Here is a 26,397-nt window from a genome sequence, read left to right as displayed (position 1 = left end):
CCATCGTGCCTGATCGTGCTCGCGGGGCGGTGCCCGGCAAGCGGGCAGCTCTGCCCAACCGCTTGCCGTTAACTGAAGAAGCCGAAACGGGCGCGGGCGAAACGTAGGATCGGGCCGTGGGCGCTGATGTGCTGGCCGAACTGATTGCGGAACTGCCGGACGGGATGGTGGTCTCCGATCCCGCCATCACCGAGGGCTACCGGCATGACCGTGCCTTTGATCCCTCGGCCGGCAAACCACTCGCCGTGGTGCGGCCCCGCTGCACTCAAGACGTCCAGACCGTACTGCGCTGGGCCAGTGCCAACCGGATAGCGGTGGTCACCCGGGGCGCCGGGACCGGATTGTCCGGCGGAGCCACCGGGCTCGACGGCAGTATCGTGCTCTCGACGGAAAAGATGCGCGACATCACCGTCGACCCGTTGACCCGTACCGCGGTGGTGCAACCCGGACTGCTCAACGCCGAGGTCAAAAAGGCCGCCGCCGAGCACGGGCTGTGGTATCCACCCGATCCGTCGTCGTATGAGATCTGCAGCATCGGCGGCAATGTCGCAACCAACGCCGGGGGGCTGTGCTGCGTGAAATACGGGGTCACCACCGACTACGTGCTGGGCCTACAGGTGGTGCTGGCCGACGGGACGGCGGTACGGCTGGGCGGACCGAGGCTCAAAGACGTGGCCGGGCTGAGCCTGACCAAGCTGTTTGTTGGCAGCGAGGGCACGCTGGGTGTCATCACCGAGGTGACGCTGCGACTGCTCCCCGCACAGCCGGCGTCGAGTGTTGTGGTGGCCACCTTCGACTCGGTGCAGGCCGCGGCCGACGCGGTGCTCGGGGTCACCGCGCGCATCAGACCCGCGATGCTGGAGTTCATGGACTCGGTGGCCATCAACGCCGTCGAGGACAGCTTCCGCATGGGCCTGGACCGCGACGCCGCCGCCATGGTGCTCGCCGGCTCGGATGAACGCGGCCCCGCCGCCTCCGAGGACGGCGAGCTGATGGCTGCGGTGTTCGACCAACACGGCGCCAAGGAAGTGTTCACCACCAACGACCCTGACGAAGGTGAGGCGTTCGTCGCCGCCCGCCGGTTTTGCATCCCGGCGATCGAGGGCAAGGGGTCGCTGCTGCTGGAAGACGTCGGGGTGCCACTGCCGGCGCTCGGCAAGCTGGTCACTGGGATTGCACGCCTGGCGGAGGAGCGTCAGCTGACGATCTCGGTGATCGCCCACGCCGGTGACGGCAACACCCATCCGCTGATCGTCTACGACCCCGGCGACGCCGCGATGATGCAACGCGCCCACCTTGCATTCGGCGAAATCATGGAACTCGCGATCGGCCTGGGCGGCACCATCACCGGTGAGCACGGTGTCGGTCGGCTGAAGCGGCCGTGGTTGGCCGAGCAGATCGGGCCCGAGGCCATGACGCTGAACCGGCGGATCAAGCAGGCGCTGGATCCCCTGGGCATCCTCAACCCCGGAGCGGCGATTTGAGTGATGACGCGGCTTTCGGGACCCGGAGATCGGATCCCCGGCGCGAGGCAGGCCGGTGGCGAGCACTGCGGGCGGCACGGCTCAGCCCCCTGGGTTCATCGGGTCAGCCGGGCACCCGGGTGAACCGGTGCAGCAGCCAGGCAAGAGGGAGGGTAATCGCCAGCGTCACGACGAAGAGGTAGAGCATCGAGCCGGTGTAGATCGGGTACCGAACCACCTCGACCATCGCGATCTCCATCGTCACTAGATGGATGAGAAAGATTTCGTAGGAGATCTCCCCTAGCCACACCATCGGCTTGGTGGCGAGCAGCCACGCGTACCAACCGCGATCACCCAGGGCCAGTGGGGCCACGGCCAAGGTGCCGATGACGGCATAGAATCCCGTCTTGACCAGCGCCTCCCCCAGCGCGGTCGGCGATGTCGTTGGCGCTCCGGCGATCGGGGTGGAGGCGATGAAGTAACACACGGTGGCCAGGGGTACAGCCGCCAGCGCATAGCAGCGGGTTCCCATCGCCTGCAGCACTGCCAGCGCCATGCCGCCGAGAAACCAGGCGAGATAGGTGGGCAACCACAGTCGAGCGCCGTTGGGTAGCCAGTTGGTGGTGTGCACCACAAGCAACCACGCCGGGGTGATCGACGCCAGCCCCGCCAGGGCGCCGAGCAGTCGCACGGGGCGCCATTGCCGCCGGCACAGCAGATCCAGCAGCAAGTACGCCAGCAGCGGGAGTGCCAGGTAAAAAGCGACCTCCACGGCCAGGCTCCACATCTGGGTGAGGCCCTGATGCAGATACGACCCCAAGTAGTTGTCGGTGTAGATCTGCGTCAGCGTCAAGTTGCGGAGCAGCCCGATCCAGGTATGCCCGGGGTTCGGCCCGGCGACGCGGAACTGGTAGATGAGGTAGGCCAGCAGCACGGTGACGGCGTAGGCGGGAACGATACGTCGCACCCGGTGCCGGGCATAACGGCTGACCGATGGGGGCGGACCGCCGCAGACGGCCGCGTTCACCCACGGGCGAAAGAGCAGAAAACCGGACAGCACAAAGAAGATCGGCACGCCGATCTCCATCCGCGAGCACACCAAACCGAAATAGCCATGGGTGTATTTGCCGGTGGTGTAGGCGGCGTGGGTACCTACCACGAGCAGGGCGGCGACCGCGCGGATACCGGTCAGTGACGCGACTCGGTCTTCCCGGCTAACTGGTTCCCGGCCACCTTGGGCGGTGGCGACCCTGGACAGCGTCATCGGCTGTCGTCGGCCGGCCGCAAGGCCGTGAGGTGATCCGGCCGATCGGCACGCGTCACCCGGGACGTCGCACGCAACTGAGCGGGTTTAGCGGAAGAAGCCATTGAAAACGAAGTTTAGTGGTGATCGCCAGCTCGGCGAAGCCGAGCGCAGCGGGTCACCACCGAAGACACCCCGTGGTGATCGCCAGCTCGGCGAAGCCGAGCGCAGCGGGTCACCACCGAAGACACCCCGTGGTGATCGCCAGCTCGGCGAAGCCGAGCGCAGCGGGTCACCACCGAAGACACCCCGAGACGACGCAGCGGGCTGGGCGGCGGCGCCTACCACGGCCGCGAGCCCGATACCGGTACGGTGCGCGTTGTGGTCTGCCAACTCCGCTATCGCCTGTTGACCGGCCTGGCCGTTGCCGCACTGTTTGCCATACCGACCGGCTGCGGGCCGGGCGACTCCACGGTCGCCAAAACGCCGTCGCCGGCAACGCGTTCACCCCTGACCCGCCGAGCACCCAGTCCGCCTCCTGCCCCGGCCAGCAGCGCACCGCCGGCGGACCCGTGTGCGATCGACTTGGCCGCGCCTGCAATCGCCAGGGCGGTTTCCGAGCTGCCCCGGGATCCGCGCAGCCAACAGCCGTGGAATCCGGAACCGTTGGCTGGCAACTATAACGAGTGCGCCCAGTTGTCGGCGGTGATCGTCAAGGCCAATACCAACGCCGAGAATCCCAACACCCGCGCGGTGATGTTCCACCTCGGCAAGTACATACCCCAAGGAGTACCCGACACGTATGGCTTCAACGGAATTGACACGTCCCAGTGCACCGGAGACACGGTGGCGCTGACCTACTCCGGGAGTATCAAAGGGCTGGTCAGCGTGGTGAAATTCCGGTGGAACGGCGCCGGGGTCGAACTCATCGGCAACGCCGGTAACTGAGCTGACGGCGACTTCCATCGATCCGATAGCTCTCGCACCTCATCCCCGGCTGCCACCGTGTTGGTCGTGACGTCACCACCATCGCAAGGTGTCCGATCCGGCTGTCTGCAGCGCACTGGGGACGCACCTTAATTCCGGATGCCTTGTTCCTTATTGTTTGTTTTGATTGTTTGTTTTGCGGAGTTCATTGTGTGCGCCGAAGTTAAACGAACGTCAAACGCTTGGGCCGGCCGTCGAAAAGGCGAGCTCAATAAGGCTTGGGGAACGAATGTCGGCCATAGCCGGCCGAGTCGTCCGCATCGGCACGGTGATGGTCATCTCGCAGCTGCGCACGGGCGGCAATCGGCTCGGTGTCGCTGTGGTCAGGCGCCGCCCCCCCATGCTGGTCCGGGAATGCCGCAATCTCGGGATCACGAGCAAGGGTGATCTCGACGTAGTCGTCATCGTCATAAACGTAGTCGTCATCGTCATAGACGTGGTCGTCATCGTCATAGACGTGGTCGCAGTCGCTGCGATCACCGGTGATCGGGATTCGCTCGGTCCGATCGTCGACTCTGCCGTAGTGGGGGGCCGCCACCGGCCCGGTGCGGTCGACCATGAACAGCGCTGCGGCTACGCCAAACAAGGTGACGAAGGCGGGCAGCAGCATGGACTGCGACATGGCCGCCGCGAATGGCTCCCTCAAAAACTCCGGCAGTTGCAGCTCCGCTGCTTGCAGGTGCTGTACCCGCCCGGGCACAGAGGACATTTCAGCGCTGATCCGCGATGTCATGAAAGCGGCCATGCTCGCGCTGCCCAGGACGGCACCGAGCTGGGTGGTCGTGTTATACACACCAGAGCCGGCTCCGGCGAGGTGCCGCGGCAGGTTCCGGGTGGCGGTGGCGACCAGCGGCGACCAGATAAACGCCGTTCCGATACCCATCGCGATAAACGGCAACACCAACCACCGAACGGCTGTGGTCGGCGTCATCTCGATCGAAAGCCACGTCAGCGCGATCGCCAGCACCGAGAAGCCAAAACCGATCACCGGACGCGGATGCGACCTGTCAACAATTTTTCCGACCACCGGGGCCAGCAGTCCGCTCGAGATCGCCATCGGCGCGGTCAGCAGCGCCGAGCGGGTCGGTGACAGCCCACACACGCCTTGGACGTAGAACATCACGGGCAACACCATCGCCGTCACCGCGAACCCGATAACCGCTACCGCGAGATTGGACAGGCTGAAATTGCGGTCGCGGAAAACGACCAGCGGGATCAGCGGCTCGCGGGTATTAATCGACTGCCAGTAGACGAACACCGTCAGGAACCCGGCACCCGCGACCATCAGCGCCCAGATCCACGGCGCCCAACCGGCGGACTGGCTCTCTTGTAACGCAAAAACGATGAGGAATATCCCCGCCCCAGAGAAAGCCACACCAAGCAGGTCGAACCGGTGCGGGCGGGTGGGCAGCACCGGGATCAACCAGACCGCCAGCGCAAAACCGGCGACACCGATGGGCACATTGACGAAAAAGATCCACTCCCAGCCCAGCCTGTCCACCAGGACGCCCCCCGCCAGGGGCCCGACCAGCGTGGCCACGCCGGCGGTGGTCCCCCAGACGCTCAGTGCCGCCCCTCGCCGCTCCGGCGGAAACGTCTGGGTGATCGTCGACAGCGTTTGCGGGGTGAGCAGGCCGGCGCCGAGACCCTGGACCACCCGGGCGACGATCAGCATCCCGATAGTTCCCGACAGCCCGCACGCCAGCGAGGCCGCGGTAAATACCGCCAAGCCGATCAGATAGAGGCTCTTGGTACCAAAGCGGTCCCCAAGCCGGCCGGAAACCAACAGTGGTACCGCATACGCCAGCAGATATCCGCTCGTCACCCAGATCACCGTGTCGTAGCCGGTGCGCAGCGCGACCATGATGCTGGGATTGGCGACCGCGACGATGGTGGAGTCCAGCAAGATCATGAAGAAGCCGAACAGCATCGCCCACAGCGCATTCCACGGTTTTGGGCAGTTGCCGGCGCTGGTGGGGGTTCCCGCTGGCGCGGCATCGTTCCGTCGCGTCCCCTCACGCGCTCTGAAGATCGCCGTCGTCATGTCCCCACCTCGTTTCGGCTACCCTGGCATCGGCTACCGGCGCATGGCGTCGAGTCGCGCGAGGCGCCACTGCCGATCACCTCGTCGCAGCAGAACTGCAAACTCCTATCCTAAAACTACTAGGTGATTCGTCGAATTCAGCAAACAACTCCCGGTCGTCGCCCCGTGAGCAACGCTGACACCCGGAGCGCCCCGCGGGCCCATTGGTAGGTTATCGATCACCCGTCGCCCCTTCCGGCCGGTCGGCCCGCGCGCGGTGCGGCTGGGGCGGTCGTCGCTCGGATCTCTAGCGAAGCGTTAGCCTGGAATAGGGGGCGGGACCAGAACCGCCGCAGGACACCCGGGTGCGGTAAGTCGCAAACGCCGAGAGCGCGTTTGCTGGACAGAGGAATCGAGGCGTTAGTCCGCTGTGAGCAGTGCAAGTTCACCATTTGGGCAGAACGAATGGCTGGTCGAGGAGATGTATCGAAAGTTCCGCGACGATCCCTCCTCGGTCGACCCCAGTTGGCATGAATTCTTGGTCGACTACAACCCCGAGTCAACGGTCGAGACTCGACCCACGACCGACGGGGAGTCGGCACCTTCCACACGGACCGGGCCCCCGCAGGCACCGCCGGGTCCAGTCGTACGACAACCGCCACCGCTCACCGGGACCGTAGCGGTGAGCAACGGCGCAACGAGCGCCCCGAGTGCACCGGCGAAGCCGTCCGGTCCCCCGCCGGCCGAAGGTGATCAGGTACAGGTGCTGCGCGGAGCCGCCGCGGCTGTCGTCAAGAACATGTCCGCCTCACTGGAAGTGCCGACGGCAACCAGTGTCCGGGCCATTCCGGCCAAGCTGCTCATTGACAACCGGATCGTCATCAACAACCACCTCAATCGAACCCGGGGCGGCAAGATCTCGTTCACCCACCTCCTCGGTTACGCCGTCGTTCAGGCGATCAAGGCATACCCCAACATGAACCGCCATTACGCTGAGGTCGACGGCAAGCCCGGTGCGGTCACACCGGCGCACACCAATCTCGGACTGGCGGTCGACGTACCGGGTAAAGACGGCAAGCGCTCATTGGTGGTGGCGGGGATCAAGCGTTGCGAGACCATGCGTTTCGCGCAGTTCGTTACCGCCTACGAGGATATCGTCCGTCGTGCCCGGGACGGCAAGCTGACGGCCGAAGACTTCGCGGGTGTGACGATTTCCCTGACCAACCCGGGAACCATCGGTACCGCACACTCGGTGCCGCGACTGATGGCCGGCCAGGGGGCCATCATCGGTGTGGGCGCGATGGAATACCCTGCCGAATTTCAGGGTGCGAGCCCCGAACGTATCGCCGAACTCGGCATCGGCAAGCTGATCACGCTGACCTCGACCTATGATCACCGCATCATCCAGGGCGCCGAGTCGGGTGACTTTCTGCGCGCCATCCACGAAATGGTGCTCTCGGACAGTTTCTGGGACGAGATCTTCCTGGACCTCGGCATCCCCTACGAGCCGGTGCGCTGGCGCCCCGACAATCCAGACTCGATCGCCGACAAAAACCCTCGCGTCATCGAGCTGATCGCCGCCTACCGCAGCCGCGGTCATTTGATGGCCGACATCGACCCGCTGCGACTGGATAACACCCGGTTCCGCAGCCACCCCGACTTGGACGTGCTCACCCACGGGCTGACCCTGTGGGATCTGGAGCGAGAGTTTAAGGTTGACGGTTTCGCGGGAGCAAAGTATAAAAAGCTGCGCGACGTGCTGGGCCTGCTGCGCGACGCCTACTGCCGCCACATCGGCGTGGAATACACCCACATCCTTGAGCCCGAGCAGCAGCAGTGGCTACAACAGCGACTGGAGACGACACACGTCAAACCAACTGTGGCCCAACAGAAATACATTCTGTCCAAGCTCAACGCCGCGGAAGCGTTTGAGACCTTCCTGCAGACCAAATACGTCGGCCAGAAGCGATTCTCACTGGAGGGCGCCGAGAGCGTAATCCCGATGATGGACGCCGTGATCGACCAGTGTGCGGAACACGGCCTTGACGAAGTGGTTATCGGCATGCCGCACCGCGGGCGACTCAACGTGCTGGCCAACATCATCGGCAAGCCCTACTCGCAGATATTCACCGAGTTCGAGGGCAACCTCAACCCGGCGCAGGCGCACGGATCCGGGGACGTCAAGTACCATCTGGGCGCTACCGGGGTCTACATCCAAATGTTCGGCGACAACGATATTCAGGTGTCGCTGACCGCAAACCCGTCGCATCTGGAAGCCGTCGACCCGGTACTGGTAGGGCAAGTTCGGGCCAAACAGGACTTGCTCGAACTGGGCCGCAGCGCCGACAAGACAGAGCGCGCCTACTCGGTAGTGCCGCTGATGGTGCACGGCGATGCCGCTTTCGCCGGCCAGGGGGTTGTCGCTGAGACGCTGAACCTGGCTCTGTTGCCCGGTTACCGCGTTGGCGGCACCATCCACATCGTCGTCAACAATCAGATCGGCTTTACCACCTCGCCTGAGCATTCGAAGTCCAGCGAGTACTGCACCGATGTCGCCAAGATGATCGGGGCGCCGATCTTCCACGTCAACGGCGACGACCCGGAAGCGTGCGTATGGGTGGCTCGGCTGGCCGTCGACTTCCGGCAGCAGTTCCAAAAAGACGTCGTCATCGACATGTTGTGCTATCGCCGCCGCGGGCACAACGAGGGCGACGACCCGTCGATGACGAATCCGGCGATGTACGACGCTATCGAAACTAAGCGTGGGGTCCGCAAAAGCTACACCGAAGCTCTAATCGGCCGGGGCGACATCTCGATGAAGGAAGCCGAGGACGCGCTGCGCGACTACCAGGGCCAGCTGGAGCGGGTGTTCAATGAGGTTCGCGAGCTGGAGAAGCACGCCGCGCAGCCGAGTGAATCCGTCGAGTCCTACCAGCAGGTTCCGCGAGGGCTGTTCACCGGTATCGATAAGGCGCTGATAGCCCGCATCGGAGACGCACATTTGGCCCTGCCGGAGGGGTTCAGCGTGCACCCGCGAGTCAAGCCGGTGCTGGAGAAACGCCGGGAGATGGCTTACGAAGGCAAGATTGACTGGGCGTTCGCGGAACTGCTGGCACTGGGTTCCCTGGTGGCCGAGGGCAAACTGGTACGGCTGTCGGGACAGGACACCCGCCGCGGCACCTTCTCCCAGCGACATGCGGTGATCATCGACCGTAACACCGGCGAGGAGTTCACCCCGCTGCAACTGCTGGCCACCAATCCCGACGGCAGCCCCACCGGGGGCAAGTTCCTCGTCTATGACTCGCCGCTGTCCGAATTCGCCGCCCTCGGCTTCGAATACGGCTATACCGTAGGTAACCCAGACGCATTTGTGGTGTGGGAAGCGCAGTTCGGCGATTTCGCCAACGGTGCCCAGCCAATCATCGACGAGTTCATCAGCTCCGGTGAGGCCAAGTGGGGACAGCTGTCTAATGTGGTGCTGCTGCTGCCGCACGGCCACGAGGGGCAGGGCCCCGATCACACGTCCGCGCGCATTGAACGTTTCCTGCAGCTGTGGGCCGAAGGTTCGATGACGATCGCGATGCCATCGACACCGTCGAACTACTTCCACTTGTTGCGCCGCCACGCTCTCGACGGCATCCAGCGGCCATTGATTGTGTTCACACCGAAATCGATGCTCCGCAACAGGGCCGCGGTCAGCGAGATCAGGGATTTCACCGAAATCAAGTTCCGTTCGGTCTTGGAGGAACCCATCTACGAAGACGGTATCGGTGACCGCACCAAAGTCACCCGGATCCTGCTGACCAGCGGCAAGCTGTATTACGAGCTGGCCGCCCGCAAGGCCAAAGACAGGCGCGACGACGTTGCCATCGTGCGCATCGAACAGCTCGCCCCGCTGCCGCGGCGCCGACTCGGTGAAACCCTGGACCGCTACCCGAACGTTAGCGAGTACTTCTGGGTGCAAGAGGAGCCAGCCAATCAGGGCGCGTGGCCCCGGTTCGGACTGGAGCTGCCAGAGCTGTTGCCTGATAAGTTGACCGGGATCAAACGCGTGTCACGGCGCGCGATGTCAGCACCGTCATCGGGTTCCACCAGAGTGCACGCCGTCGAGCAGCAGGAAGTCATCGACGGGGCATTCCGCTGAGGGCTGGATCAAGTTGACGCCGGTGCCGGCGCCCGGTGTGAACGGACGGTATCGGTACCGACTAGCCTCAGAAGAACCCACGAGCAAGGAGTTCCGATGGAGGGATTTGCCGGGAAAGTCGCCGTGATCACCGGTGCCGGCTCAGGCATCGGCCAGGCGCTGGCTGTCGAACTGGCCCGCTCAGGGGCTCGGTTGGCGATCAGCGACGTCGACACCAAAGGATTGGCGCAGACCGAGGAACGGCTGGCGGTCATGGGGGCGACGGTCAAAGCGGACCGGCTCGACGTCACCGAACGTGAAGCCTTCCTGGCCTACGCTGACGCGGTCAACGAGCATTTCGGCACGGTGAACCAGATCTACAACAACGCCGGTATCGCTTTCACGGGAGACATCGAGGTCAGTGACTTCAAGGACTTCGAGCGGGTAATGGACGTCGATTTCTGGGGCGTTGTCAACGGCACCAAAGCCTTTCTGCCGCATCTGATCGCTTCCGGCGACGGCCATGTCATCAATATCTCCAGCGTGTTCGGGCTGTTTTCAGTGCCCGGGCAGGCAGCCTACAACTCGGCCAAGTTCGCGGTTCGTGGTTTCACCGAGGCGCTGCGGCAGGAAATGGTGCTGGCCGGGCACCCGGTGAAGGTGACCAGCGTGCACCCCGGCGGCGTCAAAACAGCGATCGCGCGTAACGCCACCGCCGCCGAAGGACTCGACGCGGACAAGTTGGCCGAACTGTTCGACAAGCGGCTGGCCACCACCAGCCCCCAGCGAGCCGCCCGGATCATCTTGAGCGCGGTGCGCAAGAACAAGGCACGAGTGCTGGTTGGCCCGGATGCCAAAGTGCTGGACCTGGTCGTTCGGCTGACGGGTTCCGGATATCAACGGCTGTTCACCCCGGTGCTAAGCCGGATGATCCCGCGCCGGTGACGATGCGGACCGCCCACCGCGGGCCGCTGAGGAGGCGGCGCCAGCCACCCCAGCCGGTGACGATGCGGACCGCCCACCGCGGGCCGCTGAGAAGGCGGCGCCATCCACCCCAGCCGGTGACGAGGGCAGTTCGTTGACGGCGGCGGCCATCGCCTCGGGGGTCTTCTCAGCAGCCGGCTCGAGTCCCTCGTCCCAACTGCTCGGGAGCGCGCTGATCGGCCTGCGAGAAGGTTTGGAAGCCGGCATCGTGGTCATGATCTTGGTCGCTTTCCTGGTGAAGTCCGACCGGCGCGACGCGCTTAAATGGGTGTGGCTGGGTGTGGCCGGAGCTGTCGGCGTGACGCTGTTGGTCTTTCTGGCAATTCAGCTGAGCGCGTATACGGTCACCAAGCGCGACGCCGAGGCCATCGGTGGCGTGGCCTCGCTGGTCGCGGTGGCGATTGTCACAACGATGGTGCTGTGGATGAAGAAGGCCGCCGGCGGGTTGTCCGGTGAACTGCGTACCAAAATGGCCCATGCACTGCAGACCGGCGCGCCGGCCGTGCTGTCGTTGGCTTTTCTGGCCGTCGGTCGTGAAGGCCTGGAAACGGCGTTGTTCATGGCCGGCTATGCCCAAGCGGAGACCGCCTGGCCGCTTGCCGGGCTGGCGATCGGTGTGCTGGCGGCGGCTGGTATCGCCTACGGCATGTACGCCGGCGCCATGCGCATCGATTTGCACCGGTTCTTCACCTATACCGGCATTTTCCTGATCGCGGTGGCCGCCGGGATCCTGGGCCACGGTGTGAGTGCCCTGCAGTCGATCGGCTGGCTGCCCGGCTCGGCGAACACGGCGTTCGACATCAGTTCGGCCTTGGACTGGTCGTCGTGGTACGGCTCGATCGTACGGGGTGTGTTCAGCATCACGCCGACGCCGACCGTGCTGCGATTCGCGGTGTGGCTGGCCTATTTGATGGTGGTGCTGACTGTGTTCCTGCTGCCGGGTAAAGCACGCCATGTCGCCACACAGTCCACCGAGGTGTCGGGGGATGCCGACTTGCCCGCGGCCGGTCCGCCGCCCGAAGCAGTGCGGTGAACACGATGCATCCCGAGGAGGCAACCGGAGATCGGATGCTCGCCACCGGCTAGCGCCCGAGGGGGTGTTCGGCCAGCCATCCGTCGGCCACCGCCTGCGGTTCCGCACCGCCGAGCACTAGGCGACGCATCTCGACGAGTGCCGCGGTGTCAAGAACGCCGGCCACCTCGTTGACCGCCTGCACCTGTCGCGCGGTCAGCTCGTTGCGCCGGTACAGCGGCACCACGTTTTCAGCCTGCACCAGCGCCGGTTTGCCGTCCGTCAGCACCACCAGGTCGGCCGGCACGTCGGGAGCGGTCGTAGTGGTCCATCCACCGGTAATCTGACCAGCCTTTACCGCAGCGAACATGATTGTGCTGTTCGGGAATTCGTGCGCCACAGGTAGCCGGCACCCGCTCACCGCCGCCGGTGTCTCGACGCCGGCGATCGACCCGATGACCAGCCCGTCACAGTGCCGTGGTAACTCGCTCAGTTCGCTGCCACCCCAGGCCCTGGCGGTGGATTGGCTCACTGCCAGTGCGGGTTTGTCTTCTGCTGCGGTCGCGTAGTCACCGGCGGCGATCCCTTCGGGCAGCGCAGCGACCATCGCGCGGTACACCTGCGCATCCGATAACACCGAGGCACCAGGTTGAAACCTTTGCAACAGTCGGCCGGTCAAACCGGGCACCACGTCCGCCGCCCCGGAATCCAGCTCGGACAACGGATCCGGTGCCGATACGACGCGAGCCGGGAACCCGTAGGAGCGCAACGCTCCCGCATAGATATCAGCCAACAGCACCGACTCGTAATCGGAACGGGATGCAACGACCAGCTGGCGAGGGGCGCGATGATCCGTGCCACAGCCGGCCACCGCCAGTGCCGCCGCCAGCACCAGCGCACTCAACCGGCTCCTGGTCACCCCGCGTTGTCTGATGCGGCCGCCACCGCGGCGGCGACCGCCGTCCCCACCCGGGGATCCAGCGGACTCGGAACGATCCGGTCAGGGGTCAGGTCGTCGCGGACAACCGAGAAGATCGCCTGGGCCGCCGCCAGCTTCATCTGCTGGGTGATGCTGCGTGCACCCGCGTCCAAAGCGCCGCGGAAAACCCCGGGAAAGGCGAGCACGTTGTTGATCTGGTTCGGAAAATCGCTGCGCCCGGTGGCCACCACCGCCGCGTATTTGGCCGCTACCTCGGGGTGGATCTCGGGGTCGGGGTTGGACAACGCGAAAACGATTCCCCCGGGCGCCATCGTGGCGATCAGATCCTCGGGCACTACCCCCGCCGACACCCCGATGAAGACATCCGCCCCGTCGAGCGCCTCCACCATGCCCCCGGTGCGGCCGTTCGGGTTGGTGCGTTCGGCGAGTTCCGCCTTGACCGCGTTCATGTCGCCTCGACCCGGATGCAGTATCCCGCGTGAGTCAAGCACAGTGATGTCTGAAACACCTTTTGCGAGAAGAATGTTCGCGCATGCGACACCCGCGGCCCCGGCGCCGGAGATCACCACCCGCAGTGAGGCCATGTCGCGGTCGAGCAGCGTGCTGGCACCCAGCAGCGCCGCGAGCACCACTATCGCGGTGCCGTGCTGGTCGTCGTGCATCACCGGGCAGTCCAGCGCTTCGGCGACGCGGCGTTCAATCTCGAAGCAGCGCGGCGCGGAGATGTCCTCCAGGCTGACCGCACCGAACGTCGGGCGCAGCCTCACCAGGGTGTCTACGATCTCGTCGGGGTCCTTGGTGTCCAGCACGATGGGGATCGAGTCCAAACCGCCGAAGGCCTTGAACAACGCGCTTTTGCCTTCCATCACCGGCAACGCTGCCGCCGCGCCGATGTCACCGAGGCCGAGGACCGCGCTGCCGTCGCTGACGACAGCCACCAACCGGCCCGCCCACGTGTAACGCGTGGCCAGGGTTTGGTCGACGGCGATTGCCCGGCTGACTTGCGCCACGCCAGGGGTATACACGATCGAGAGGGCGCGCTGGGAATCAAGCGGAGCCTTCAGCTCCACGGAGAGCTTCCCCCCTACGTGGGCCTCGAAGATCTCCTCATTTTCGATGACAAGCCCGGAGCCTTCCCTCGGCTGCGGCACGATCTTGGACACCGCCCCAGGGTACTGAACGGCTTCGGCGGGTGCGCGCTCCTACCTGCCGATGCGCCCCGCGTGCCTAACGGTCGCTGGCAGCTAGCGGCGGCGTCGTGGCAAGTCGGCTCGCGTCCGTCCTAATGGCTTTCCGTTCCCAATGGCTGTACGTCAGGCGCCCCGGGACGGCTGCACGGCTCAGATCAGCCCGAGTTTCTTGACAGCGTCGCGCTCGTCGGCGAGTTCCGCGGTCGACTTGTCGATGCGGCCGCGGGAGAACCCGTCGATCTGCAGACCCTGAACAATTGACCAATTGCCGTTCTTGGTGGTCACTGGAAACGAACAGATCAGGCCCTCGGGAACGCCGTAGCAGCCGTCAGAGACGACCGACATCGAGACCCAGTCGCCGTCAGGGGTTCCCAACAGCCAGTCCCGGGCGGCATCAAGGGTCGCCGATGCGGCCGAAGCCGCCGAAGACGCGCCACGCGCGTCGATGATCGCCGCGCCGCGCTTGGCCACCGTCGGGATGAAGTAATTCTCGATCCAGGCCTGGTCGTTGACCACTTCGGCGGCATTCTTGCCGCCGATCTCGGCGTGAAACACATCGGGATATTGGGTGGACGAGTGGTTGCCCCAGATCGTCATTTTTTTGATGTCGGTCACCGCGACGCCGGCCTTTTTGGCCAGCTGAGCGATCGCCCGGTTGTGGTCGAGACGGCTCAGCGCGGAGAACCTCTCACGCGGGATATCGGGGGCGTTGGCCATTGCGATCAGCGCGTTGGTGTTGGCAGGGTTGCCGGTGATCAGGACGCGCACGTCGGCGGCGGCGACCTCGTTCAGTGCCTTGCCCTGGGCGGTGAAGATGGCGCCGTTGGCCTCGAGCAGATCGCTGCGCTCCATGCCCGGGCCCCGCGGCCGAGCACCGACGAGCAGGGCCAGGTTCGCCCCGTCGAAGATCTTGGCCGGATCCGCTCCGATCTCCACCCCGGCCAGCAGCGGGAACGCGCAGTCTTCGAGTTCCATCACGGTTCCCTCGAGCGCCTTCAGGGCGGGTTCTATTTCCAGCAGCCGCAGCTGGATCGGGCGGTCGGCGCCGAGCAGCGAACCGCTGGCGAGACGGAACAGCAAGCTGTAGCCGATCTGGCCGGCCGCGCCGGTGACAGCGACCTTGAGGGCAGGTGTGCTCACGTCAGCTACTCCTTACACAGAGTTGGTTTGGGTCGAAAGTAGCGCACCGGCGCCGGGCCGACTCCGCCCGGTCCGGACGCTGAGCAGCCAATCGGCCTACCCGGCGGGCGGCGCCGGTGCGAGGGTGTGACGCGTAGCATTGAGCGCGGCCCGTTTCAGACCTATGACGCGACGGGAGATCGTCTGATGCCATCGTTTCGCGCGTTGTCCCCTTCGCTTCGGCCGGTGGTGCGAACAAAGTTGGTGCAGCCGAGCCCCAAACCCGCCGTTCGGGTCCCCGTCACGCACGCCCTGGTCGATTGCGGTGTCTACGTCGACGGCACCCGGCTTCCCGGCGCGTTCACCCATGCCGACGCGTTGGCCAAAGTACGTGAGATTACCCAGGCCGGCCAGGACGCGTTCGTCTGGATCGGCCTGCACGAGCCCGACGAGCATCAGATGCAAGAAGTGGCCGCGGTGTTCGGACTGCATCCGCTGAGCGTCGAGGACGCGGTGCACGCCCACCAGCGACCCAAGCTGGAACGCTACGACGAAACCCTGTTCCTGGTCCTTAAAACCGTCAACTATGTGCCGCACGACTCGGTGGTACTGGCCCGGGAGATCGTCGAGACCGGCGAGATCATGATCTTCGTCGGCAAAGAATTCGTGATCACCGTCCGACACGGTGAACATGGGGGGCTCTCCGAGGTGCGCAAGCGGATGGACGCCGACCCCGAGCATATGCGTCTTGGCCCCTACGTCGTGATGCACGCCATCGCCGATCACGTGGTGGATCACTACCTCGAGGTGGCCAACCTGATGGCGACCGACATCGACGCCATCGAGGAAGTGGCCTTTGCTCCCGGTCACCGGACCGATGTCGAACCGATTTACCTGCTTAAGCGTGAAGTAGTGGAGTTACGCCGATGCGTCAACCCGCTGTCGGTGCCGTTTCAGCGGATGCAGTCCGAGCACAAGGACCTGATCTCCAAGGAGGTGCGGCGTTATCTGCGTGACGTCGCCGACCACCACTCGGAGGTCGCCGAACAGATCGCCAGCTACGACGAAATGCTCAGTTCGCTGGTGCAGGCAGCGCTCGCACGGGTCGGCATGCAGCAGAACAACGATATGCGCAAGATGGCGGCCTGGGCGGGGATCCTGGCGGTGCCCACCATGATCGCCGCCATCTACGGCATGAACTTTGACTACATGCCCGAGCTGAGCTGGAGGTGGGGGTATCCCGCAGTCATCGCAGTGATGGCCGGCATGTGTCTGGTCTTGTACCGGAACTTCCGCCACAGAAATTGGCTCTAATTCGAGCTTCGTGGATCGGTCGGGCCGCACTCACGTGGCCGATGGCGGAATGGTGAGGTTGATACCCGAATCAGCGTCAAAGACGGCCAGCTTTAGCGTGTCACAGGCTAATTCAATCGACTGGTGGCTGGCGGCTTTCGACTCGGGAGGCACCCGCGCGACGAACTGGCATTCTTCCCAGCCGGATTCAGCGGCCAACTCGTCCAACTGTGCCGCATGCACATTACAGCCGGCCACGGTGAAATACAGGTATTTGTCGGAGCCAACCGATTCGACCATGTCGACTTTCACCTTGAACGTCAGCGCCTTCAGCCGTTGGTAGGCGTCGATCAGCGCGGCGTCACAAAGGTGCTCGGGGCGCACCCCGACGATGACATGCTCCGGCGCCGGATGCTGTGCGATCACGTCGTGGACCGGTTGGGTGAGCGTTACCTCGCCGAATGGCAGGATCAGCCCGGTCGGCGTCAACGCGGCCGGAAAGAAATTCATCGCCGGCGAGCCGATGAAGCCGGCGACAAAAAGGTTCGCGGGCCGCTCATAAAGCTCCTCGGGAGTGCCGATTTGCTGCGCGACGCCGGCATGCATCACAACCACCCGGTCACCGAGTGTCATGGCCTCGGTCTGGTCATGGGTCACATAGACGGTGGTGGTGCCCAGTCTTCGCTGCAGCCGCGCGATCTCGCTGCGCATCTGCACGCGCAGTTGGGCGTCCAGGTTTGACAGTGGTTCATCCATCAGGAATGCCTTGGGATGGCGCACGATTGCCCGGCCCATCGCCACTCGCTGACGCTGCCCACCCGACAACTGTGACGGCTTGCGATCTAACAGGTCCGTCAGGTCAAGAATTCGGGCGGTCTCTTCGACCTTCTCCGCAATCTGGGCCTTCTTCATTTTCGCCAGGGTCAGCGGAAACGCGATGTTCTGCCGCACCGTCATATGCGGGTATAGGGCATATGATTGGAACACCATCGCGATATCACGATCCTTGGGTGCCTTTTCGTTCATCCGCTCGCCGCCGATGCGCAATTCCCCCGAGGAGATATCCTCAAGTCCGGCAATCATATTCAGTGTCGTGGTCTTTCCGCAGCCGGAAGGCCCAACCAGGATGACGAACTCGCCGTCTGCGATGGTGATGCTTAGGTCCTTCACCGCCGTCGCGCCGTCGGGGTATCTCTTCGTTACCCTATCCAACACGATTTCAGCCATCGCGCTATCCCTTCACAGCGCCGGAGGTCAACCCGGCAACAATCCGCCGATGGAAAATCAAAACAAAAATAATGATAGGAACGGTGATCACCATCGCACCGGCGGCAATCGATCCGGTTGGCTCCTCAAATTGTGAACTCCCCGGGAAGTTGACAATCGCCACCGGAGCGGTGATCGAGGCTTTAGTGGCGGTTAACGACAGTGCGAGCAGCAAGTCGTTCCAGGCAGAGATGAACACCAAAACGGCGGCGGTCACAATCCCGGGTGCGGCCAGCGGAACGATCACCTTGCGGAAGGCCTGGCCCGCCGTGGCTCCGTCCATCTTCGCCGCCTTCTCCAGATCCCACGGGATCTCCCGAAAGAATGTCGACAACGTGTAGATCGCGAGCGGCAACGCAAAAGTGATGTATGGGATGATCAGCCCGGCCCAGGTATTGAACAGGCCGACCTCCCGTTCAATGTTGAACAACGGTGTGACAAGGGAGATTTGGGGAAACATGGCGATTAAAAGGGTGGTGCCGATCAGCAACCTCTTGCCGGGAAAGCTCAGCCGAGCTACTGCGTATCCGGCCATTGCTCCGATAATCACCGCGATCGCCGTGGTGATCACGCCGATTCCGATCGAGTTGATCAGCGCTGAGGTGAAAACGTTTCCCCGGAATATCGCACGGTAGTTATCGAAGGTTATCGACGAGGGAATCAGCTTGCCGTCCTTAACGGTTGAAGTCGGCTTCAGCGAAAGCGACAGAATCCACAACACCGGGACCGCGGCATAGAGCAACACCAGGGCGTCGATGACCATCCAACCGAGCGCACGCCGGGTACCGACCCGCTCACTCATGGCCTGGCCTCTCATTGTCAAAAGCTCAACGCCCGATGCCTTCGCCGCCCGGTGCCGAGGCGCCGAACACTGTGATGAAAACGACCGCGATGATGGCGACACAGCCGAAGATCAGTACGGAAATGGCCGAGCCGAGGCCCACGTTAAAGCCCTTGAACAGGTTGTCATAGCCGAGAATTGACACCGATTCGGTGTTGTTGGAGCCTCCGGTGAGCACGTAAATGTTGTCAAAGATCCGAAATGCATCCAGCGTTCGAAAGAGCAGCGCGACCACGATCGCCGGTTTGATGAGCGGCAGGATGACTTTGGTCAGACGCCGCCAGGGCCCAGCTCCATCGACTTGCGCTGCCCTTAGCAGGTCCTCGGGCACCAACACCAGCCCGGCCAATAGCAGCAGCGCCATGAAGGGCGTGGTTTTCCACACCTCGGCCATGATGATGACACCCAGCGACGGGATCTGCTCGGTCAACGGCGCGCTGCCGGGTGGCAGCAGGTTGGCAAGATAGCCGGTTCCCGGTGTCCAGGCGTAATACCAGCTGTAGGAGGCGGCCACCGTGACGACGCCGTAGGGGATCAGCACCGCCGTACGCACCAGACCTTTACCGAACAGGGTGCGGTGCATCACTAACGCCAACGCCAAGCCCAGTACGAACTCGATCGCCACCGAAATCACCGTGATCACCAGCGTCACCGTGAACGCCATCCACCAGTACCGGTCGGTCAACACGGTTTGGTAATTGCCCAAACCGACGAACGCAGTGTCACCAGGGGTGGCGAAGTTGTAGCGCTGCAGGCTCAGCCATAGCGCGTAACCGATCGGGTATGCCGTCACCAGCAGCATTAAAGCCACCGCGGGAGCGATCAGCAGCAGCGCCAATCGCCGATCGGACCTGCCGGCCGTCGCCGGCGCGGTCACCGCCGCCGATGCTGCTGGCCCGGTCACGGAATCAGCCCCCGGCCGTCGATAGCCTTCCGCACTTGCACGGCGAGTTCGCTGGCCGTCGTCTCGGGGTCGATCCGGTTGATCGGGGCCAGCGTCGCCGAGATCCGGGTGGACACCGCCTGATAGGCCGGCGTTACCGGGCGTACCGCAGCGTCGGTGAGTTGTTGGCGAATGATTTCATATTGCGGATATCTGGCCTGAAATTCCGGGTCGGAATACAGTGAAGCGCGGACCGCGGGCAGACCACCCTCGATGGAGAGGTACTTCTGGTTTTGCAGATTACGCAGACAACGCACCGCTTCGAACGCCTCCGCCTTGTGCCGAGTAGTTTTGGCCACCGCCAGGTTTAGCCCGCCGATCGTTACCTTGGCCGGCCGACCCGGTTGCACGCCGGGATACGGGGCAAAACCGAATACCTTCTTGCCGGCCTCGTAGGCGGCGCGGAATTGCTGCACGGTCGGCGCGAACCCCCCGAAGCTGTCGATGCTGCCGGACAAGTCAGGCCGCTTGTCAAGCGGCAGGAAAGGCACTCCGCCTTTCACCGCGTTCTCCAGCAGGGACGTCAACACAAACGGCCAATTGACCTCCAGCGCGGCCTTACCCTCCTCCAAAGCCAACCGTGCCGTGCTCTCGTCGGTCTGGGTGATCGACGGGTCGTGGCCGGGTGCGGTCGCCACCGACTTCATGATTTGCAGCGCCTTGACCGTCGCCGCTCGATGCTGCGGGGTATCCGTCAGCGTGACCGTCTTGCCGTCCTCGGAAAGCACCTGACCGCCGGCGCTGACCAGCAAAGTGTTGAACCACACCACCAGACCTTCGTACCGCTTGGCTTCGACGGCGATCCAGCTGGGTTCGCCGCTGGCATGCAGCCGGGTCGCGTCGGCCACCATCGCGTCCCAGGTTGACGGCGGCTTTCCGATCAAATCTGGTCGGTACCATAGCAATTGGGTGTTTGTGGTGATCGGTGCGGCGAAAAGCTTGTGTCGCCAGGTAGCGGTAGCAAGGGGGCCGGGCAACGTGTCGGCAACAGCGTCGGCTTCGGCCAGCTTGGCCGGATCCTCAGACAGTGGCAGTGCCCAACCGGCATCGGCGAACTCCGCAGTCCACACCACGTCCAGACCCATCACGTCGAGGGTGCGGTCGTTACCGGTGAGCCGACGGGCCAACTGCACCCGCTGATCATCGGCCGATCGGGGCAGGCTGACCTGCTGAATACCAAAACGACCGCCGAACTGGTCGGTGCAGCTCTTGGCGATCGCGGCGTAGGTTCCACTGTCGTCCGCCGGGGTGTAGAAGCTGATGATCCGGCTGCCGCGGGCGGACTCGCAGGCGGACGCCGACGCGGCGGCCATTACCGCCAGGGCGACCACGCCCAGCCGCCGTGCGCGCCCGCGACAACTCGCCACAACACCCGCCTCTCGTCCGTCGGCGATTGCCCCGCGCCAGAACCGTAGAGCCAGGTCCATGCGATTCGCAACACCTTCGCTTCGCCGGTCACCGATATGAGAGCGCTCCTGCCGGCTCCCGGATAGCGCCGCGCAGTCGAAAAATGCGCAGTAAGTCGGCTCGGCTAGATCGCCAGGCGCGCCAGCAAATCCCGGGCCCGTTCGGCGGTCTGCGGATCGCAAAGCACGTCATAGCGGCCAGCGACCAACTGCATTGTCGAACTGAAATCCCTTGTGCCACGGGCCATTGCATAGGGGACAGCGGAGGTAATCAACCCGAAGAACACGCCCGCGATAAGACCCGTCGCCAACGCGGCCCACGGGTTGGGGCTAAAGAAACCAAGCACCAATCCGATGAAAAGACCCAGCCAGGCTCCGCTGAGCACACCGCCGCCAAGCACTTTGGGCCAGGTCAGCCGGCCAGTAACTCGTTCAACCTGCATCAGATCGACGCCGACGATGGTCACCTGCTGTACCGGGAACTGCTGCTCGGACAGGTAATCTACGGCGCGTTGCGCCTCCGCATAAGTGGGATAGGACCCAACGGGCCAGCCCCGCGGTGGGGTCGGTAACGCAGGGGTGGCGCGCCGACCCCCGGCTGCGGGGCCGGGTCGTACGCCGGGAACCTGTCCGGGCTGAAATGGGCTGGTCATAGCTCCCCATTCTGCTCTGCACCGATCAACGATTCATCTTCAGGTCGTCACCGAGGTGCCCCGCACGGCGCCCACCACACTACGGTCTAGGTTGAACCCATGACTATTCCCGGCGGTGACTCCGGCGAGGAAACCCACAACGAAGCGAACGCCCCTCTAGCCGAACCAACCCAAACGCAGGACGGCCCCGACACCGCTTCAGCTTCTTCCGCACCCTCAGGGATGCAACCTCCGCCCAGCGGCTATTCGCCATCGTATCCGCCGCCTTACCCCCCGGCCTATCCGCCGCCCACCGGCTACCCGCCGCCGGGATATCAGGAGCCGCCAGGTTACCCAGGCTACCGGGGATCACCATATCCACCCGGGTCACCGGGCTACGGCGCGCCCTATCCCTCCGGTTACGAGCGGCCCTACCCGGCGCCGGATCATCCAGACGGCTACGGGCAGCCGTCGGCGACCGGTACGAACAAGCTGGCCATCGCCGCGTTGGTAGCCTCGTGCCTCGGCCTGTTCTGCGGGCTCGGCTCGGTTGCCGGCATCGTGCTGGGCGCGGTCGCGCTCAACCACATCAAGCAGACCCGTCAGGAGGGCTCCGGGTTGGCGGTGGCCGCCATCGTGTTGGGCATCGCCAGCCTGGTGATCTTTGTGGTCTACATAATCTACGCGCGTCATCACCTTGGGACCGCTTAACGACAGCCCGCCGGCGCCGCTACCGTGGGAGCTCCGCTCGCTGGAACGAGCGGGTTTGCCGACCAGCGACCAGTCCGCGACCGCCGCTCGGCCACGGGTCACCCGGTCGCTGGCCCGGGATCACCGGTGCGACGGACGGTCAAGGGTTGAACTAACGGGCGCCACACCCCTTTCGGCTAAATCCGAGGAGCGGATTTCGGCGTAAAATTTAATTGCAAATGCTTCGACCTGCGGCCGGGAAGGTGGCGATTCGCGATGGTCGAGCTTTCAAACGCCGATGAGCTGCGTCCCGAGATTGCGATGTCGTGGCGGCGCTCCATGCTTAGCGGCGTTAAACCGGACGCGCCGCTGAATCCGCAGCTGGCCGACGTCGAAAGCGACTCCCGGCTACTGCGATCCGCCCGCCCGGTCCTCGAGGAAATGGGAGACCAGATCGCCGGTACCGGCGTGTGCCTGCTCCTCACCGATCGTGACTGCCGGTTGGTGCATCGGGTCTTTGACAGCTCGCAAGTTCAGCGGCGAATGGAGCGGTTCGGCATCCTCCAAGGGTCACTTTTCAGCGAAGGCACCGTAGGCACCAGCGCATTAGGCACACCCGCCGAGGTGCGGCATGCCGTCACCGTCAACGGAGCCGAGCACTACGCCGAGCAGCTGAAGAGCTTGAGCTGTTACGGTCATCCGGTCATCCACCCGGTGACGCGGCGATTCGAAGGAATACTCGACCTCACCGTCGAGGCCCCCGAGATGAACCCGCTGGTCGTCCCGTTCATCAATCGGGCCGTCCATGATATCGAGCATCGGCTGATCGCCGGTGCCCGGGATTCCCAGCGGCGGCTGATGGAGGCGTTTCAGAGCATCCCGCCTGAGCCCGACGTCGCCGTTGCGGCCGTAGGCCCGGACATGCAGCTCAGTAACCAACTCGCACTCGATCTGCTCGACTCCAGCGATCACGCCAAGCTGCGAGCTATCGCGTCCGGCCTGCGGCCCGGGCAGGTTCGGCGACTCGACCTCGAACTCTCCGGCGGTGAACCGGTCAGCGTCGAGGCCCACCCGGTCGCCGGTGCTGACGGCGGCGCCGTGTTCTTGATCCGGCCTGCGCGCAGGGCGGTCAGGCCCTCGATGCAGGGCACCGTTGCGGGCGCCACCTCGGCCCGCGGGCGGTGGCGCAAGCATTTAGGTGTTGTGGCCGCCACACGCCGTGACAAAGCCGCGCGCCGACGGGGGCAGACCCTTTACCGGATCACCGATCGCCTGCATGAGGGCCGAACGGCCTGCGTTCCGGGAGATCAAATCGCCGCCACGGTGTCTTCATGGCTGGCCGAGCTTGGGGTGCACAGCCCGCTGGTGGAGGATCTCGCGGGCGCCGTGATAACTTCTGACTGGCCCGCCGCTTATCGCGTCGCCGACCTGTTGGCGGTGTCTGTAGAGGTTGCCGCGGGCGCATAACACCCGGCCTAACAACCTGGCCTTAATGGCCCGGCGCTGCCACCCGCCACTTCGCAGCGGGCATCGTCGCCGGGCAGATGCGCCGTTGTTGCCACTGCAGCCGCCGGAGTTATGTATGGTGACCTAGTTCACGAAACCCAAATGGGGGTTTCCCGACAGGTCGGATGCTTAAGGATGGGCGAGTGCGCATAGGGGGATGCTGGGGTGCACACCCGGCCCTGACCAATATCTGGCAGCGAGTATGCCACGCACGGCAGATGCCGGTTGGCGCTATGCGGGTGATTTCCCCGTTATGGCGACGGGTGGCGCGTGCGACGCAGACGCCCATGTTCGGTGTGGCAGTGATCATCCCCCTGGTGTTCGCCGGAGCTGTCAGCGCCGCGGCCCCTCGATTCCATCCGAGAGGCCCCGGCGTTCGCGGCGCGACGATCACTCCGGTAGCCGCGATCGCCCTCACCCCCGGTGACCCATCGGGCCCAGCCGTAATTACCATGAGCCGTCCGCTGAGCCGCTTTCACACCGCGGTGCCCACCTTCGCCACTCCTCCCCCGCCGGTGGCGGTGAACTCGCCAGGGGCGCTCGGCATTCCGGCGATGGCGCTGGCCGCGTACCGCAATGCTGAGCGGATAATGGCCGCCTCCGATCCCGCTTGCGGAATCGGCTGGAGTCTGCTCGCCGGCATAGGGCGAATCGAGTCGATGCACGCTAACGGCGGCGCCACCGACGCCCGCGGTACCGCGATCCGGCCCATCTACGGACCCGCCTTGGATGGCACGCTGCCTGGAAACGCGATCGTCGTGCAGGGCAACATCGGCGGTCGACTGGTCTACGCGCGCGCGATGGGCCCCATGCAGTTCCTGCCCGGCACTTGGGCGCGGTACGCCTCCGACGGAGACGGCGACGGAATCGCCGACCCGCAAAACCTGTTCGACTCCACGCTGTCCGCCGCGCGCTACCTATGCAGCGGCGGGCTGAACCTGCGGGACCCGTCGCAGGTGATGGCCGCGATCTTGCGCTACAACAACTCGATGCCCTACGCCCAAAACGTTTTGGGCTGGGCCGCTGCGTACGCGACCGGCGTGGTTCCCGTCAACCTACCCCCGCTGGTCGGGCCGGTACCGCCGCTCGGCGACCTGCACCTGGAAAATCCTGAAGGCCTCGGCCCGGCTTTGCCGCTCAACGTTCACGGCCTGCCGGCCACCGACCCGATAGCACAGATGCCGCTGATCGACCTGGGCTCGTCCCCGACCGTTAGTCAGTCACCGATGTGGCCGTGGCTACCGCGGCCCACTCCGGCACCGTCGTGCACGCTGATCTGCATCGAGTCCCAAGAACCGCCGACCACGCCGGCGCCTGAGGGGCCACCGCCGGCGGTCGGCCCTCCGCCAGACGCACCGCCGCCGGCTCCCGCCGGGCCGGCGTCGATGTCGCCCGGTGGAACAGCGCCGCGTGCCCCAACATCCGCCCCGCCCGCCGGGCAATCACCCGGCTCGCAGACTCCCGGCTAAGGCACGGCCGAGGCGACGGGCCGCCGTCGACCATGGTGACCATCGCGTCGCCCGCAAGCCAACCTGAAACGGGGACGCCGGGCGGCCAACTGAGTAGCTCGCCGGCACGGGCGCCTACACTCGGTGGTGATGCCCGAGATCCCCTCCGTCGCTGAGGACCTGGGTGCTGCTGTGCATGCCGCCCTGGCCAAGGTGATCGACCCCGAGCTGCGCCGACCGATCACCGAACTCGGCATGGTCAAAAGTGTGACGGTTAGCCCCGGCGGCGATGTACACGTCGAGGTTTACCTCACCATTGCCGGCTGCCCGAAGAAGACGGAGATCAGCGAACGCGTCACCAACGTGGTTGCCGATATTCCCGGCGCCCGCGCGGTGAAAGTCAGTCTGGACGTGATGAGCGAAGAGCAACGCACCGAGCTGCGCAAAAGACTACGCGGCGATACCCGCGAGCCGGTCATCCCCTTTGCGCAGCCCGGCTCGCTGACTCGGGTGTACGCGGTCGCCTCCGGAAAGGGCGGCGTGGGTAAATCCACTGTGACCGTCAACCTGGCCGCGGCGATGGCGGCGCGCGGTCTGTCGGTCGGGGTGCTCGATGCCGATATCCACGGACACTCCATTCCCCGAATGATGGGTACCGCCGACCGGCCCACCCAGGTCGAATCGATGATCCTGCCGCCTATCGCCCACGAGGTGAAGGTCATCTCGATAGCCCAGTTCACCCGGGGCAATACCCCGGTGATCTGGCGAGGACCAATGCTGCATCGCGCGCTACAGCAGTTCCTCGCCGACGTTTACTGGGGGGACCTGGACGTGCTGCTGCTCGATCTACCGCCAGGTACCGGCGACGTAGCAATCTCGGTGGCACAGCTGATTCCGAACGCGGTAATCCTGGTGGTAACCACACCGCAGATCGCCGCGGCCGAGGTGGCCGAACGAGCGGGCAGTATCGCATTGCAGACTCGTCAACGCATCGTCGGCGTCGTGGAGAACATGTCATGGCTGGTGCTGCCGGACGGCTCAAAAATGCAGGTGTTCGGCGAGGGAGGCGGTAAACAGGTCGCCGAGCGGCTCTCCCGGGCAGTCGGTGCCGATGTCCCGCTGCTGGGCCAGATTCCGCTGGATCCCGCCCTGGTGGCTGCTGGCGATGCCGGCGTGCCTATGGTGCTGAGTGCACCCGACTCTGCTGCCGGAAAGGCCCTCCTCAGCATCGCCGACGTTCTGTCCGAACAGCGCCGCGGGCTGGCTGGAATGCCGCTGCGGCTGAACC

At 64.6% G+C, this 26,397-nt stretch carries 20 protein-coding genes; 10 read left to right on the top strand and 10 right to left on the bottom strand.

Annotated features, from left to right (window positions below):
• Positions 1–116 precede the first annotated feature (116 nt).
• Positions 117–1,484, top strand: a complete 1,368-nt coding sequence (locus tag QJR12_RS14875) for an FAD-linked oxidase C-terminal domain-containing protein (RefSeq protein WP_300583827.1) — start codon at positions 117–119, stop codon at positions 1,482–1,484.
• A 103-nt stretch (positions 1,485–1,587) separates the two neighbouring features.
• On the opposite strand, the gene QJR12_RS14870 is transcribed toward QJR12_RS14875, so the two are convergent.
• The gene (locus QJR12_RS14870) at positions 1,588–2,727 is read right to left on the bottom strand and encodes an acyltransferase (protein WP_300583825.1); all 1,140 of its coding nucleotides are present in this window, start codon (positions 2,725–2,727) and stop codon (positions 1,588–1,590) included.
• 384 nt (positions 2,728–3,111) lie between these two features.
• On the opposite strand from QJR12_RS14870, the gene QJR12_RS14865 reads away from it, so the two are divergent.
• Positions 3,112–3,654, top strand: coding sequence for an LppP/LprE family lipoprotein (locus QJR12_RS14865; protein ID WP_300584009.1), 543 nt, complete (start codon positions 3,112–3,114; stop codon positions 3,652–3,654).
• A 247-nt stretch (positions 3,655–3,901) separates the two neighbouring features.
• Here the strand turns inward: QJR12_RS14865 and QJR12_RS14860 are convergent, their stop codons facing one another.
• Positions 3,902–5,623: an MFS transporter gene (locus QJR12_RS14860; RefSeq protein ID WP_300584007.1), complete on the bottom strand. Its 1,722-nt coding sequence runs from the start codon at positions 5,621–5,623 to the stop codon at positions 3,902–3,904.
• 523 nt (positions 5,624–6,146) lie between these two features.
• On the opposite strand from QJR12_RS14860, the gene QJR12_RS14855 reads away from it, so the two are divergent.
• The 3 genes from QJR12_RS14855 (at position 6,147) to efeU (ending at position 11,856) form a co-directional block, all read left to right on the top strand.
• The gene (locus QJR12_RS14855) at positions 6,147–9,860 is read left to right on the top strand and encodes a multifunctional oxoglutarate decarboxylase/oxoglutarate dehydrogenase thiamine pyrophosphate-binding subunit/dihydrolipoyllysine-residue succinyltransferase subunit (RefSeq protein ID WP_300583823.1); all 3,714 of its coding nucleotides are present in this window, start codon (positions 6,147–6,149) and stop codon (positions 9,858–9,860) included.
• 96 nt (positions 9,861–9,956) lie between these two features.
• On the top strand, positions 9,957–10,784 hold the full coding sequence (locus QJR12_RS14850; RefSeq protein ID WP_300583821.1) for an SDR family oxidoreductase: 828 nt from the start codon (positions 9,957–9,959) through the stop codon (positions 10,782–10,784).
• Between the two features lie 133 nt (positions 10,785–10,917).
• Positions 10,918–11,856, top strand: coding sequence for an iron uptake transporter permease EfeU (gene efeU / locus QJR12_RS14845; protein WP_300583819.1), 939 nt, complete (start codon positions 10,918–10,920; stop codon positions 11,854–11,856).
• Between the two features lie 49 nt (positions 11,857–11,905).
• On the opposite strand, the gene QJR12_RS14840 is transcribed toward efeU, so the two are convergent.
• From QJR12_RS14840 to QJR12_RS14830, 3 genes are all read right to left on the bottom strand, one after another.
• Positions 11,906–12,754 carry a glycine betaine ABC transporter substrate-binding protein gene (locus QJR12_RS14840; RefSeq protein ID WP_300583817.1) on the bottom strand — a complete coding sequence of 283 codons (849 nt, stop codon included), beginning with the start codon at positions 12,752–12,754 and terminating at the stop codon, positions 11,906–11,908.
• A complete protein-coding gene (locus tag QJR12_RS14835) occupies positions 12,751–13,938 on the bottom strand; it encodes an NADP-dependent malic enzyme (RefSeq protein WP_300583815.1) in 1,188 nt (395 codons plus the stop codon). The genes QJR12_RS14840 and QJR12_RS14835 overlap by 4 nt, the downstream gene beginning before the upstream one ends.
• A gap of 177 nt (positions 13,939–14,115) precedes the next feature.
• The gene (locus tag QJR12_RS14830; protein ID WP_300583813.1) at positions 14,116–15,105 is read right to left on the bottom strand and encodes a malate dehydrogenase; all 990 of its coding nucleotides are present in this window, start codon (positions 15,103–15,105) and stop codon (positions 14,116–14,118) included.
• Positions 15,106–15,291: 186 nt separating this feature from the next.
• Here QJR12_RS14830 and corA point away from each other — a divergent pair, with 186 nt between their 5' ends.
• Entirely contained in the window at positions 15,292–16,398 is a 1,107-nt protein-coding gene (corA, locus tag QJR12_RS14825; protein ID WP_300584005.1) for a magnesium/cobalt transporter CorA, read from the top strand.
• Positions 16,399–16,428: 30 nt separating this feature from the next.
• Here the strand turns inward: corA and ugpC are convergent, their stop codons facing one another.
• From ugpC to QJR12_RS14800, 5 genes are all read right to left on the bottom strand, one after another.
• Positions 16,429–17,604: a sn-glycerol-3-phosphate ABC transporter ATP-binding protein UgpC gene (gene ugpC / locus QJR12_RS14820; RefSeq protein ID WP_300583811.1), complete on the bottom strand. Its 1,176-nt coding sequence runs from the start codon at positions 17,602–17,604 to the stop codon at positions 16,429–16,431.
• Positions 17,605–17,608: 4 nt separating this feature from the next.
• Positions 17,609–18,445, bottom strand: coding sequence for a carbohydrate ABC transporter permease (locus QJR12_RS14815; protein ID WP_300583809.1), 837 nt, complete (start codon positions 18,443–18,445; stop codon positions 17,609–17,611).
• A 25-nt stretch (positions 18,446–18,470) separates the two neighbouring features.
• The gene (locus QJR12_RS14810; protein ID WP_300583807.1) at positions 18,471–19,388 is read right to left on the bottom strand and encodes a sugar ABC transporter permease; all 918 of its coding nucleotides are present in this window, start codon (positions 19,386–19,388) and stop codon (positions 18,471–18,473) included.
• The gene (locus QJR12_RS14805) at positions 19,385–20,740 is read right to left on the bottom strand and encodes an extracellular solute-binding protein (RefSeq protein ID WP_300584003.1); all 1,356 of its coding nucleotides are present in this window, start codon (positions 20,738–20,740) and stop codon (positions 19,385–19,387) included. The genes QJR12_RS14810 and QJR12_RS14805 overlap by 4 nt, the downstream gene beginning before the upstream one ends.
• A gap of 218 nt (positions 20,741–20,958) precedes the next feature.
• Entirely contained in the window at positions 20,959–21,486 is a 528-nt protein-coding gene (locus QJR12_RS14800) for a general stress protein (protein ID WP_300583805.1), read from the bottom strand.
• Between the two features lie 99 nt (positions 21,487–21,585).
• Between QJR12_RS14800 and QJR12_RS14795 the strand changes: the two genes are divergently transcribed.
• From QJR12_RS14795 to QJR12_RS14780, 4 genes are all read left to right on the top strand, one after another.
• Positions 21,586–22,176 carry a DUF4190 domain-containing protein gene (locus QJR12_RS14795; RefSeq protein ID WP_300583803.1) on the top strand — a complete coding sequence of 197 codons (591 nt, stop codon included), beginning with the start codon at positions 21,586–21,588 and terminating at the stop codon, positions 22,174–22,176.
• Positions 22,177–22,431: 255 nt separating this feature from the next.
• The gene (locus QJR12_RS14790) at positions 22,432–23,622 is read left to right on the top strand and encodes a hypothetical protein (RefSeq protein WP_300583801.1); all 1,191 of its coding nucleotides are present in this window, start codon (positions 22,432–22,434) and stop codon (positions 23,620–23,622) included.
• Positions 23,623–23,879: 257 nt separating this feature from the next.
• The gene (locus QJR12_RS14785; RefSeq protein ID WP_300583799.1) at positions 23,880–25,130 is read left to right on the top strand and encodes a lytic murein transglycosylase; all 1,251 of its coding nucleotides are present in this window, start codon (positions 23,880–23,882) and stop codon (positions 25,128–25,130) included.
• Between the two features lie 129 nt (positions 25,131–25,259).
• A partial coding sequence (locus tag QJR12_RS14780) for an Mrp/NBP35 family ATP-binding protein (protein ID WP_300583798.1) occupies positions 25,260–26,397 on the top strand: 1,138 nt, incomplete at its 3' end.

It is taken from the genome of Mycobacterium sp. (assembly GCF_029961025.1).
In the GTDB taxonomy this organism is placed as follows: domain Bacteria; phylum Actinomycetota; class Actinomycetes; order Mycobacteriales; family Mycobacteriaceae; genus Mycobacterium.
This window is presented reverse-complemented; position numbering and strand designations above follow the sequence as displayed.

Bases quoted from the DNA above. Each gene is read 5' to 3' on its own strand.
- QJR12_RS14790 (WP_300583801.1), top strand. From the start codon at position 22,432: ATGGTCGAGCTTTCAAACGCCGATGAGCTGCGTCCCGAGATTGCGATG.
- QJR12_RS14805 (WP_300584003.1), bottom strand. From the start codon at position 20,740: ATGGCCGCCGCGTCGGCGTCCGCCTGCGAGTCCGCCCGCGGCAGCCGG.
- QJR12_RS14870 (WP_300583825.1), bottom strand. From the start codon at position 2,727: ATGACGCTGTCCAGGGTCGCCACCGCCCAAGGTGGCCGGGAACCAGTT.
- QJR12_RS14800 (WP_300583805.1), bottom strand. From the start codon at position 21,486: ATGACCAGCCCATTTCAGCCCGGACAGGTTCCCGGCGTACGACCCGGC.
- QJR12_RS14860 (WP_300584007.1), bottom strand. From the start codon at position 5,623: ATGCTGTTCGGCTTCTTCATGATCTTGCTGGACTCCACCATCGTCGCG.
- ugpC (WP_300583811.1), bottom strand. From the start codon at position 17,604: ATGGCTGAAATCGTGTTGGATAGGGTAACGAAGAGATACCCCGACGGC.
- QJR12_RS14795 (WP_300583803.1), top strand. From the start codon at position 21,586: ATGACTATTCCCGGCGGTGACTCCGGCGAGGAAACCCACAACGAAGCG.
- QJR12_RS14815 (WP_300583809.1), bottom strand. From the start codon at position 18,445: ATGAGTGAGCGGGTCGGTACCCGGCGTGCGCTCGGTTGGATGGTCATC.
- QJR12_RS14850 (WP_300583821.1), top strand. From the start codon at position 9,957: ATGGAGGGATTTGCCGGGAAAGTCGCCGTGATCACCGGTGCCGGCTCA.
- corA (WP_300584005.1), top strand. From the start codon at position 15,292: ATGCCATCGTTTCGCGCGTTGTCCCCTTCGCTTCGGCCGGTGGTGCGA.
- QJR12_RS14785 (WP_300583799.1), top strand. From the start codon at position 23,880: ATGCCGGTTGGCGCTATGCGGGTGATTTCCCCGTTATGGCGACGGGTG.